The organism is Fictibacillus nanhaiensis (assembly GCF_019801215.1).
Taxonomy (GTDB): domain Bacteria; phylum Bacillota; class Bacilli; order Bacillales; family Fictibacillaceae; genus Fictibacillus; species Fictibacillus nanhaiensis_C.
This window is the reverse complement of the sequence record NZ_JAHVJO010000002.1, coordinates 460,248-473,181: the sequence shown is the minus strand read 5'-3', so window position 1 is coordinate 473,181 and position 12,934 is coordinate 460,248. Positions and strand designations below refer to the sequence as shown.

9 protein-coding genes are annotated in these 12,934 nt (G+C 35.6%); 8 read left to right on the top strand and 1 reads right to left on the bottom strand.

The features are described from left to right. Positions 1-51 precede the first annotated feature (51 nt). Complete coding sequence (locus KUV80_RS10925; RefSeq protein WP_222462738.1) at positions 52-1,614, top strand: BCCT family transporter; 1,563 nt, start codon at positions 52-54, stop codon at positions 1,612-1,614. A 534-nt stretch (positions 1,615-2,148) separates the two neighbouring features. Here the strand turns inward: KUV80_RS10925 and KUV80_RS10920 are convergent. Beyond that, positions 2,149-4,311 carry a S8 family serine peptidase gene (locus KUV80_RS10920; RefSeq protein ID WP_222462737.1) on the bottom strand — a complete coding sequence of 721 codons (2,163 nt, stop codon included), beginning with the start codon at positions 4,309-4,311 and terminating at the stop codon, positions 2,149-2,151. A gap of 262 nt (positions 4,312-4,573) precedes the next feature. On the opposite strand from KUV80_RS10920, the gene KUV80_RS10915 reads away from it, so the two are divergent. The 7 genes from KUV80_RS10915 to KUV80_RS10885 all read left to right on the top strand — a co-directional run bounded on the left by KUV80_RS10915 (position 4,574) and on the right by KUV80_RS10885 (position 12,872). Then, a complete protein-coding gene (locus KUV80_RS10915) occupies positions 4,574-6,340 on the top strand; it encodes a hypothetical protein (RefSeq protein WP_222462736.1) in 1,767 nt (588 codons plus the stop codon). A gap of 888 nt (positions 6,341-7,228) precedes the next feature. Beyond that, positions 7,229-8,116 (top strand): O-antigen ligase family protein, encoded by an 888-nt coding sequence (locus KUV80_RS10910; RefSeq protein WP_222462735.1) that lies wholly within the window; start codon positions 7,229-7,231, stop codon positions 8,114-8,116. A 332-nt stretch (positions 8,117-8,448) separates the two neighbouring features. Next, on the top strand, positions 8,449-9,207 hold the full coding sequence (locus tag KUV80_RS10905) for a TrmB family transcriptional regulator (RefSeq protein ID WP_222462734.1): 759 nt from the start codon (positions 8,449-8,451) through the stop codon (positions 9,205-9,207). 373 nt (positions 9,208-9,580) lie between these two features. Further along, on the top strand, positions 9,581-9,988 hold the full coding sequence (locus KUV80_RS10900) for a hypothetical protein (RefSeq protein ID WP_222462733.1): 408 nt from the start codon (positions 9,581-9,583) through the stop codon (positions 9,986-9,988). Between the two features lie 86 nt (positions 9,989-10,074). Continuing rightward, the gene (locus KUV80_RS10895; RefSeq protein WP_222462732.1) at positions 10,075-10,944 is read left to right on the top strand and encodes a hypothetical protein; all 870 of its coding nucleotides are present in this window, start codon (positions 10,075-10,077) and stop codon (positions 10,942-10,944) included. Positions 10,945-11,862: 918 nt separating this feature from the next. After that, positions 11,863-12,249 carry a hypothetical protein gene (locus tag KUV80_RS10890; RefSeq protein WP_222462731.1) on the top strand — a complete coding sequence of 129 codons (387 nt, stop codon included), beginning with the start codon at positions 11,863-11,865 and terminating at the stop codon, positions 12,247-12,249. Beyond that, complete coding sequence (locus tag KUV80_RS10885) at positions 12,246-12,872, top strand: ATP-binding cassette domain-containing protein (RefSeq protein WP_222462730.1); 627 nt, start codon at positions 12,246-12,248, stop codon at positions 12,870-12,872. Before KUV80_RS10890 ends, KUV80_RS10885 begins: the two co-directional genes overlap by 4 nt. Positions 12,873-12,934 lie beyond the last annotated feature (62 nt).

Below are 12,934 nucleotides of genomic sequence, written 5' to 3'. Positions count from 1 at the left end.
AATCGCTTTCTCGTTTTAAACGTTTGTTTAAGGATAAGGGGGATGAAAGGGATGAAAAATATTAGACACAGCGTATTTTGGCCGCCGTTTTTACTTTTAGTGGTGGCAGCTGTTTTAAGTTTTACGAACAGAGTTTGGTTTATTAAGGTCGCAACAGATGCAAATAATTGGCTTTTAGCAAACCTAGGTTGGCTGTTCAGCTTAGGCGGACTCTTGATGCTCATAACGGTTGTTGGCGTTTATTTTTCACCACTTGGAAAAGTGAAAATCGGTGGAAGTAAGGCTGAGCCACTGTTAAAACTTCGCAACTGGATCGCAATCACATTATGTACAACGATTGCAGCTGGTGTAACATTCTGGGGATTTATCGAGCCGGTCTATCATCTAACAGCACCACCAGAATCACTTGGAATTAAGGCAAACAGCGCTGAAGCAGCCGTTTTTTCCATGTCCACGATGTACCTGCACTGGACGGTAACACCTTACGCAATCTATTGTGTTCCAGCACTTATGTTTGCTTTTGCTTATTACAACATGCGTAAGCCGTTCTCTCTAAGTTCAACATTGGCACCACTTTTTGGTGAACGTGTATCAGGCGGTTGGGGAAAGACAGTTGACGCTTTATGTTTGTACACACTAGCACTCGGTATGGCTGCTGCGATGGGTACGACGATTCTTAACCTCGCAGGGGGAGTCAATTATCTTACTGATCTCCCTAGCAATTCAACGATGTGGGCTGTAATCGCTGCGGTAGTTATGATTACGTTCGTGATTTCAGCTTCAAGTGGTCTGATGAAAGGAATTCGAATTCTTTCAGACATCAACATGAAGGTCTATGTAGTCGTGATTCTCTTCTTATTTATAGCTGGGCCAACAGCATTTATCGTTAACTTAGGAACAGAGTCGTTCGGGAATTTCTTATCTAATTTCTTTGAAAAGAGCTTATTTACCGGAGCAGCAGCAGGCGACCAATGGCCGCAATGGTGGACAGTATTCTACTGGGCGAACTGGTTTGCTTGGGCAGCGATAACTGCACTGTTCTTAGGAAGAATCTCTTATGGATATACGGTGCGTGCATTCATTCTAGTAAACTTTGGTATGCCATCTGTGTTCGGCGCGATTTGGATGACGATCTTTGGCGGAACATCTATCCACCAGCAGATGACGGAAAGTAAACTAGGTGATATTTTAACAAACAGTGGACCAGAATCTGTTCTCTATTCCGTACTATCTGATCTGCCATTATCCTTTCTTCTTATTCCTTTTTACTTGTTCATCGTATTTATCTCATTTGTTACCGCAGCCGATTCCAACATCTCTGCTATGGGTGGAATCAGTGCGACAGGAATTACACCTCAAAGCCCAGAGCCAGACTTCAAGATAAAAGTCGTTTGGGGTGTTGCAGTCGGAACGATCTCCTGGATCATGATCTCATTCGCAAAGATCGATGGAATCAAGATGCTTTCCAACCTTGGAGGAGTCCCGGCACTGTTGTTATGTTTGTTTATCGTCGTTGCTTTGATTAAGGTGGCACGTGCGCCAGAGAAGTATGATATGAGTGAAAGAGATTCAGATGGTGATGACTATTCTGAGGATATGAAGGATGTAGGGTAAAGTGTTGAGCACCTGAGCCGAGATGGCTTGGGTGTTTTTTCATGTTTGTCCGGCAAGGGTGCAGGCTATGGATAAGCCTTAAATCCTCATTGGAAGATGATTTGTTCTTTTTTTATCATTCTATTTGGAAGATTTTAATTCTTTATTTCTAATACCTATAATATAGACATATTCAAAATACTGAAGAGGATGGGAAATAATTGGAGTATAAAAAGGGTGCATGCAAGCAACAGTTCTATTAAAATTTCGTGGAATAAGGGAAGAGAAGCGAGCAGGTATGAAATGTATCGTGCTACTTCAAAAGCTGGAAGCTACACAAAATAATTAATCCCCCCTCTAGGTTATGAAAGCTAAGGGGGAATTTTTTTAGTCAAAAGAATTTTATATAGTTGCTTACAAAAATAAGGGTGAAAGTTATCCTCAACTAAATCTAAGTCAGTACTGATTGAGATTGCTTTCTTATGCTCTAGGACTAGCTGCTTTTTTATAAACTGTTTAATTTATTCTTTTCAGTTCATCTCTGATTCCTATTTATTATTTAACTAACAAACTATCCACATTTATATTTGTAGCTGTTTTCTTAGCTCCAGAATGTGTTTTTCCTGTCCATTCGATTTTAAGAACATGTCTTCCTGCTTTCAGGCCTGTTTTACTGAAAACAGAGGTTTTGTACTGTGTGTTACTGGACCATAGATCGACGTTATAAGCGGTTCCGTCGAGCGTTACTTTAGCAATTCCTTGGGTACTGCTTTTTAAAGCATAGTAAGTGATTCCTGTGCCGTTAAATACAAATTCAGCGCTCGCTTCAGAATAATTAACAGTTTTATAGGAGCCTCCTGAAGCACTGCTGTTAGATATAAGTTTCCAGTTATTAGTAAAACTGATATTTCCGCTCGTATCCTGATAGGTTCCAGCTGTCACACCGTTTTTGATAGAGGCGTTATATTTTCCTTTTCCTTTGTAAGCGTAAAAATCTAAATAATATATTCCGGTGCTTGGAGCGGTATAAGTAAAGGTTTCACTGGATGTGTTCAACTTTTCTGAGTAGGCAACAATGCCGGCACTTGAATGGACTGTTTTGGCACTCGAGTTATATAAATAAACATCAAAGTCCGTCCCTGAGTCACCAGACATGGTAACGGTGAATTTTTCTCCTTTAAGTAAGGTCAGTGAATACACATCATTTTTATCACTTGAAGCGTCGAGTTTAGAGCTGATGCTTGTTGTTTTTAAGGGGACGCCAGGAATATCTCCATCCGTGTCACCATTTATCGCGTTTCCTGCATTAATCAGTCCGCCCGTGCCAACTTTTCCTGTGAGTGAAGAGAGTTTGGTTACCGTCTTCATGATCTTGTCTTTTAGTTGAGCAGTAGTAAAGGAAGGGCTAGCACTGGCTATTAATGCGGCTGCTCCGGTCGCATGTGGTGTGGCCATGGATGTACCGTCTAAATAACCGTAAGAATTTTCCGGTGTTGTACTATAGATTGAAACGCCAGGTGCCGCAACATCTACACTTGTTGTTCCATAGTTAGAAAAGTACGCAAGATTTCCTGTATTATCGATAGCTGCAACTGACAAAATATTGGCAGCGTCATAGGCTGCTGGATACATAGGTTGTGAATCAGCATTAACCCCATCGTTTCCAGAAGCAGCTACAAATAATGATTGGGAGCTATGAATCGCATCATATAGCGCCTGTGAATAAGATCCGCCACCCCAGGAGTTATTCGTAATCTTAATCCCATTATTTTTGGCGTATTGAATGGCTGAAATGGCATCGGCTAAGTATCCGCCATCGGGTCCAATAAACTTTAAAGACATAACTTTAATATTTGGAGCTACCCCAATGACACCAATGGTATTTGCTTTCCCCGCAATGGTTCCTGCGACATGTGTGCCGTGAAGATCCTCATCTGGATAATAATAAACTCTATTATTATTGTCGAAAAAGTTCCATCCGTTTATATCATCTACATAACCATTATTATCATTGTCGATGCCGTCGTTAGGTATCTCCCCGGGATTAATCCAAACGTTGTCCTTTAGATCGGGATGACTAATATCAATACCCGTATCAATGACAGCAACGACTGTGGAGGTTGTTCCTTTTGTTTTTGTCCAAGCGGTCTCTACATTTATATCGATTCCGGCTTTTCCTGTAACCCCGTTAATGGATTGACCCGTATTTTTAAGTCCCCACAGATTGCTGTAATAGGGATCGGAAACTCCTGTAGGCTGGTATATATAGTTTGGTTCTGCATATTCGATGGCAGGATTTGCATGTAATTGTCGAAGCATTTCTTTCATGGATAATTTTTTGTCATCAAACTTTACGAGTTGCAGCCGTAAGTTTTTATCTAATACTTTATTTACCTTTAAACCTTTTTCTTTTACTAATAGTCCTAGACTTTTAATAGATTGATTAGGTTTAAATTTAACAATGACTTCTCCCTTTTTATATCCGAGTCGTACATCTTCTGAAGAGATCAGGCGGTGCTTTGAGGCCAAATTGGGTTTAAACAAATGGTTTGCCTTTTTCTGTGTCTGTTTTGGAATGTGTACCACATGGTTACTTACATATCCCGCTCCTTTTTTAAGAGTATGAGATCCTTGTGGAGCTTCTGCATAAACGAATGTAGTAGATAATAAAAAGCCTGCACCAACGAAAGCACTAATTAACTTCATCCTTGTATTCATCCTGGTATCCCCTTCCTCAAATAGGCCTACAAGGCATATATATATGAGCAAGTTTGGTTGTTAAGCCATTTTCTTTTCGTCATTTTTTGTAAGTTTTTCATGCTTTTTTAGATTTATTTATAAGAATTAACAGTTATATAACAAAAATAATTAGTGAAGTAACCCGAAAAATAGTAAAAACATACCGGTAAACTATACCTATAATTAAGAAAATAATGTAAAATATACTAGATTCGTACATTTATGGAGAGGATGTTATTTTTTGAAGTTATTTTCTAGGTTTACTTTTGCCCTTGGCATTTTGTTATTAACGGTTATTTTATTTAAACAAAACACCCTTGTTCATGCGGCAATCAGCGATGCCGCGCAAATTGAATTAAATAAAAGCCTTATTGGAAATATTACTAACCATGAAGAGGATTACTATAAATTCACCCTGCCTAGCGATGGAAATGTTTCATTGCAAGTTAAACAACAGTCGGGTAGAACATGGTATGCTCAGATCCAAGATAGCTCAGGAAAAATATACGAAAATCTATATACTGACAATAGCGAGCTAGTCGAGGGCTATGCGGTAAGTCAGGTGGGCTTACCAAAAGGTACTTATTATTTAAAAATTATGGACTACTATAATGATAATGGTAAGTATGAATTTAAAGTGAATTTTTTGGCTAGTAAATTCTTTGAAAAAGAATCTAATGACAGCATTACATACGCCAATCAGATGATTCTTAATCAAAACTATAAAGGTAGCATGAAAGATTCTGGAGATGACGACTTTTATAAAATTTACCTCCCAACTGCGGGAAATGTAACCTTATACGTTAAACAAAAATCAAATGTTCAATGGTATACGCATATTCAGAATAGTAAAGGGGAGATTTACGAAAGTCTTTACACAGACGATAGTGAATTGGTTGAAGGGTATGCAAAAGTTCAAGTGGGTCTTCCAAAAGGAAACTATTATATAAACATTAGTGATTCCTATAATACTGATGATATACCTTATGAGATAAAAACGGTTTTTAATAAGAGCACTAATTACGAAAAAGAATTTAATAATAGCCTTACTGCTGCGAATGCAATGAACGTAAATCAAACATATAAAGGCAGCATCTCAAATTATTATGATACGGATGTTTATAAGATTACACTGCCATCTAATGGAAACGTAACACTTTCGATGAAACAATCAGCTGGAGCAAGCTGGTATGCTCATATTCAAGATAGTAAAGGGAATATATATGAAGACCTTTATACGGATTATAGTGAGCTTGTTAAAGGATATGCCAAAACACAAATAGGCCTTCCTAAAGGTACTTATTATATAAAGGTAAGTGATTCTAATAATTCCTATGATCTGCCTTATGAGATTAAAGCCAGTTTCACTGCAAGTACGGTTTATGAGAGAGAATTCAATGATAACTTGACGTCTGCCAATTCTATGAAATTAAATAAGTTCTATTATGGAAGATTGTCTAATTCAAGTGATAAGGACATCTTTAAATTTATAGTTCCAACAGATGGAAATGTTTCGTTATATATGAAGCAATTAGCTGATGCATCATGGCATGGTCATATTCAAAATAGCCATGGTGATGTGTACACAGATTTGTATACAAATTCTGATGACTTAGTTTCAGGGTATGCTTCTACTAAATTATGGCTTAAAAAAGGAACATACTATTTTGTTATGCAAGATTCCTTCAATTCTTATGACAGACCATATGAATTTAAAATTTCTATGAAATCTAATCCATTATCAGCTTCCAAAATCAAAGTGTATAATAACAAAGGGAAATCAGATTCTGTGTCTGTTAGGGGAGTAGCAAAGGGCGATGTGGTTAAAATCTATAATACTAGTTCTAAAGGTACATTGCTTGCAACCAAAGAGTCTACAGATTCTTATGTTTCTTTATCAATTAAACAACTTGGGCAAAAAGGCGGAAAAATCTATGTTACGGTTACAAAGTCTGGTTTAGCAGAAAGTGATCGAGTAGCTGTATCTTTTGCAGCTGAAAAGAAATAGTGCAAAAAGACGGAGTGTTAATGCACTCTGTCTTTTTTTGTGATATTTATTAGTCTATTAACCAGTTTGTTAAGGGAAAGAGTTTTTAATCGTTCCAAAAGAAGTGAAATTTAGTCATTGGATCACTTTTATTTAGAAGTTGGGAAAGATCGTATATAGCAAAATGAAATTATTGAGGCTATTACATAAGCCACACCTGTTAAAGTATTAGATAAAACACCATCTGCACCGGAACTGTGGCAACACTAGTAAAATAATCCAGCATGAAAACCTGTAGAGACAGTTGCCTCTGCAGTTTTTTTTCAACGAAGATGAAATTTTACGCCTCAAACTTAAAGACTCATGATTTTCTTAAAGTAAATAACACAAGGGATCTGTCATTTCTAGTGAAAGCGAAATTATAAAAATATAAAGAAACGTTAAGAGTTTATCTATTTTATGTAAATTTAAGAAAAAAGCCTCTTCATTTTAGTATGATGAGTTATTATGCGAATTGAATTGACAAAGAGGTTATTTATGACTACATTCAGCCTTAAAAAGGATCATTTTGAAATTAGCCTTTTTCTTTGTTTAGTTGTCCCACCAGTAGGTATTGTGCTCTTATTGTTTATTGGGTGGTTTAACTTGCACCATGTATGGAGGAAAGGGAAGAGGATTACATTTACACCAGGGCTGTTTTTGCTTTGTTGCATGTTCATCTCAACAATATGCGCATCTATAGCCATGAGCAATTATTCATTCTTCTTGGTTTCTGCACTAATTATGGCTTATATAGGCATTTATATAAAAATGTTAAACAATCGTTTAAAAATATTACCTTTGTTTAAATGGGGTACAATTTTTGGGGGCATCTATTTTTATTGCCTTTATCCTTTTCAGAAGGTTTTAATGACGCAGACTGTATTAAGTTATTTCTCTGGCACGGTTTTAATAGGTGCAGCTGGAATAAATCCACAACATTACACTAGACTGATCGGATCGACGTATAATCCTAACTTTTCAGTAGCATTATTGCTATTAGGATTATCATTTCTTTTGGCTGATTGCTTAGTGAGTATTAGGAAATCATTTTTTTATAAATTAATGTTACAATTGTCTGCTGTTTGCATTTTCACTCATGCAATTATACTAACAGGTTCCAGAGCAGGATTTGTTATTATGCTTATTCTTTTCATTACCTTTTTAATTAGATGGAAAAAGTGGATTTCTTTAGTTTTCCTTATCTTAATGTTAGTGAACATTCCATTAATTGTGGATTGGATGCCAAGAAGTGAACAACTGTTTGAATCTGCAGAACTAAGAAAAGAAATTTGGAAGAATTCTTTTAACCTTTGGCAGGAACATTCCTTATTCGGTACAACACCTATAGGGTTTTACACAGAATATTCTTCTCTTTTCCATGAACACGTGCCTCATGCACACAACATGATCTTAGGTGTATTCACTGAGTACGGTGCATTAGGTGGAATTGCTCTTCTCTTTGTTATTTTTATTAATGGTTATAAGGTGCTCTATCTTTATTTCTCAAAGACAAAGAATAAAGTCCACCTGGATGTATTTTTGTTTTCTTTACCTGTAATCCTTCTGACAGGCGCTTTTGATTACGTATTGTTTTCACCTCAGGTCGCCTTTTTGGCAATTATATTACTGGCATGTTGGGATCTGTATACAGCAAAGATAACGCTTGTGAACCCGCGAATGGCTGAAATTACTATGGGGTTGATTAAGAACCATTCTTTTCTGACTTCTAAAAACAAGAAAACCTCAAATAATTGATTGTAAGGCAATGAGACCGCTCAAACTTTCTGTGCAGTTTGCTGTATGTTCTTATTCTCTAATCTTAATCGTGACCCTTGGTATCCACGTCTTTCTTCATTTACAAGCTGTGTGAAGCGGAACGCATTACAGTAGGTGGTATAGCTGGCTAAAGTATCTTTTGAAACTATTCTTACTTACAGAAAAAAACAATGTTAAAATATCGTTGATTTTTCGAAACTTTTAATATTCCCTTCAATACAATATGGTTATTAATACTGGTGAAGGTGCCAATATTGATTTAAGATACTTGTAGGAGTTACGCCATTAAGAGGTGATTTAGAGGAGGAACCATGTTACAAAAATTCGGTTTTTCACAATATGAGAGTCAAGTCTTTGAAGTTCTTGCATCGAGTGAGGAACCCATGGATGCGACGAACATTGTTAAATATTCAGGTGTACCAAAATCTAAAATATACGAAGTTCTCTCACGTATGATCGAAAAAGGAATGGTAATGGATTCTGTATCAGAAAAGAAAAAGTTATATATTGCATTACCCCTATCTATCGTGATTGAAAAGCTTACGAATGAGTTTCAGGAAAACGTGCAGGAGTTAAAAATCAACACCTCAAAGAGAAAGTTCTATGATGAACATGTCTGGAGTTTAAAAGTGGATTCATCGATCCGGGCGCAAACGAAGCAGCTTCTGCAAACTGCGGAAAAATCAATCAAGATTTCCGCCTGGAAAGAGGACGTCCAAGACTATTTACCCTTGTTACAAAAAAAGGAAGAGCAGGGAGTGGATGTGGAAGTTTTGGTTGTAGGCGATTTCAAGTCCGACCTTTCAAATGTACATACGCTGATCCCGGCACAGGAGCATCTTTCGTTAGAACGTTTTCGTTTAGTGGTCGTGGACGAGAAAGAGGTCATTTTTGCGGGTATGGAAACACAAAGTTGGCAGGCGTTAAAAACAAAATCGACGCCGTTTATTAAAGTGTTTGTTGAGTTCTTTTATCACGATGTTGCTCTTGCTAAAATTACCGAAAAGCATTCGGAACTCTTGATGAATGATGAAGAGATTAAAAATGTTCTCATGAAGCTAAGGTATTAGAATTAAAACGAGTTATTAGAACACCTTCGACCGAGTACAAACAAGTACTCAGGCGAAGGTGTAATTAAAATAATAAAACATCTTGTAAAGGATAAGTATTCATAGATTCGAAAGTCCCATTAGACAAAAACAGATATTTTTTCGGTTCAATAGCACTAGAATTTAATAACCATTTTTACCCTTCTATATGACTATTTACAGTAATATACAGTACTGTTAATATTTTCTCATACACGTACAAATCTACAGGGATATTGTCGAATTATAACCTTTCAATTTTCATCCTGATTATAAAATTACATAATCTTATAATTTTTATTTTCTGAAAATTGAAAAAACAATTAAAAAATAAGATGTTAGAAGGAGAGAGAACATGAAAAAAGCAAAGTTGAAAGTTTCAGCAGTATTATTAGGAGTGGGGATTTTATCTGCACAGAGCGCCTTGGCAACATATAGTTCATATGGGACTTTTGAAGTGACTGCAGGTACTACACAAACAACAACAACTACTGGAAGTAAGTTAAAGCAAATGAAAGAGACAAATAACACGACAGTTAGTTTCCAAGCTTCTTCAATGACAATGTGGTCAGACCCTGATGCTAGAATTGTCAATTCTAACAATGAAAAAAGAAGTGACTGGGTAGAGGTTAAAAACACTTCCGACACATTCACTGCAGGTAATAATATTGGTGAACCTAATTATTACTACTATGCGCAAGTAAAACCGGATGCTACACAGTCTGGAACGGATACAATTAAATTAAGATTCAATCCGAAATAAGTAGTGCAATAAACTCTTAAATGATATTATTTCTGTAGGTACGTGTATATATTTTACATAAGATAGATTATTTTGGGGGAAAACTTGTGATCTTACAAGAATTTTTACGTTATTATAAATCTAAATTTAATGCTATTTTAACTGTTGTGCTCTCCATTATTGTAGGTGCAAGCTATTATTCTACCTATCTGCAAAAAAAAGAATGGGTAGATGTTATGCACTCAGGTGCCAAGGATGTTAATGTTGAAAAAGTTTCTGCCATTATCTCTGGATACACGGGATCTTATTATTTTGAAAGCTTTTTATTTTCAAGTGATTATAATTCATTGGCAGCTCTTATTCTTCTTATTGGATTTGGAATCTCGTTAGGTTCAATTACGTTTAAATCCGTACAATCTAACTATGGAACCATGGTTGTCACACGCATGTCATATAAGAATTATCTTAAAAAGGTCCTTATTGCACAAGCATTATATATGTCAACGTATGTCATTGGTTTCTTCTTAATCGTATTTGTGCTTACAGTTTTATTTCTTGGAGGTATACTAATCTCACCCAATTCATTCGTTGGAAATTTGTCTATAATGCAATATCTGGCTTTTTTGGGAATCTCCATTATTCATTTGTCCGTTTACATTATCGTGATCATTCTGATTACAACGGTTAGTCCACTTTTTCTAAAAAATAGATATGTGATTCAACTATTTCCTTTTATCATTATCATGATTACTTATTTCATCTCTAATGTTTTAGGTAATGTAAATGAGGATTTAGCCTTCCTTACTTCGTTTATTGTTCTTGATAATATATTATTTAGCAGTATTGGCTTATTCAACTCATCAAAATCCACTTTAATGATAATTATGACAAGCAGTATATTTATCGTTATCAGTATGATAGTTTTTACATTTATTTATAAAGCCAACATTAAGAAATTTGGACAGGATTATATATAACATGAGCAAAAAACATAGCATCTTAGTATGGGGAGTACTCTATATAATTATGGTTCACTATATTTATAGTGAATTTATAAAAACCCATGGGCAAGTAGAAGAGACCTATCTATTTTTGGAGCAGTCTCTATTTCGATTGCAAAAGTTTATGTACAATACCAGTATCTTTTTTACAATATACTTATTTATAATGAAATTACCTTTTACCTCACCGATGTTTGTTAGCCGGTGTAAAGAGGAGTACACGAAGCACATCATTACTTACGGTTTGAAGATATGCAGCTTGTATGTTGTCTATACAATGCTTATTCACATGGGAATTCCATTTCTATTTGGTACATATATACCCATAACCAGTGAAGTTATACTCAACACCGCTAGACTCTTTTCCTTTGTATTGTCTATGTACTTCATATATTTGTATATTTATTTAAAAACCAATCTACAAGTTCTAAGCTTACTAAGTATATATGTAATTAATATCACGATATTAATCATATACTTTTCAATTTCTTTTGGTTTAGGGATGAACTATACGATTAAAATGGAATTACATGCACTTACTTTCATTTCTTCGTTAATCAATATTATAGGCATTCTGCTCATCATTAGAGAAAGTAAGAAAAGGGATTTTATATGAGAAAAAAAACCATTATGCTACTAGCTAGCATATTTTTACTATATGTAATCGTCAGCAATGGGGAAGGGATCCATATTTCTTCTCTTGAACTGTTGGCCACCGGTTTTAACTATACAACTGAAAAAATGCATTTCTACAACTATTTGCTTAATATCGCTACAATGATTATTTATATATCCACAATGGAAAGCGCTGTTTCCTCAAGATTTAGGCTGCGCAATTATATTACGACACGTGGAGGACATACCACATTGGTTAGTTGCCTGGTGAAAACCGCCGTGCAACATATTTTTGTCATACTTTTGATTAAGCAGATCGTCTACTTCTTATTTTTTTTAATCTCATCTTCATTTACACCGTTTTATCTATTTGATATGATCTCAACGTTATTAACACTTAGTGTTCTAGGTTTGATGCAGATCATCATTAAGTTACAAGGAATAAGCGAGAAAATTTCGTTGTTTTTGTTGTTATCAATTACAGTTATTGCTCAATTGATGTCTTATCAATATCCGGTGTTTTCGGCAATCGTAATTGCTTCAGCAGGATGGCAGGACATGCAGCTAACGATGCTTGTGATTAAAAGTATTGCTATAGCAGTTATGATATACATTGTTCATTTCATATCCAAGTCCGGTAAATTAATGGAGGTTGTTGAAGAATGATTACGTTAGAAGAAGTAAATAAGGAACTTAAAGAAAAAAGGGTACTACAGAATATATCTTTAACGCTGCAAAAAGGGAAAGTCTATTTATTGAAAGGACATAATGGCAGCGGTAAAACAATGTTGCTAAGATTGCTTTGTGATCTATTGCAGCCTACATCGGGCACTGTTAAGAAACCTAGTTATACGTATGGTGTTATGATTGAAAATCCTTCATTTATTGAACATGAGACAGCTCGTTCGAACTTAACGTTTCTTGCATCGATCCAAAAGAAGATAGGAAAACAAGAAATTGATTCCCACTTAAAGAAAGTAAATCTCCTTGAACATGCAGATACGAAGGTTAAAAACTTTTCACTCGGAATGAAACAGCGTCTCGCGTTCTGTCAAGCCATTATGGAAGATCCTGACGTCCTACTGTTAGACGAACCTTTCAATGCACTTGATGACGATAATTTTGCTGAAATGGTACGTTTGATACAGGAGATGAAAAAAGACAAAATTATTGTTATTGCTGCTCACGGGTTTAACATTTCAGAAATACCTTTATTTGATGAAATTATTACAATGAACGATGGCAAAATTAAAAGTATGGAAGAATATAATTCTTCGCTGTCTTCTTAATGATCATATTCATAGAAGTAGATTGCCTAGCGAGGTAGTCTGCTTCTATTTTTTCTCTTCTA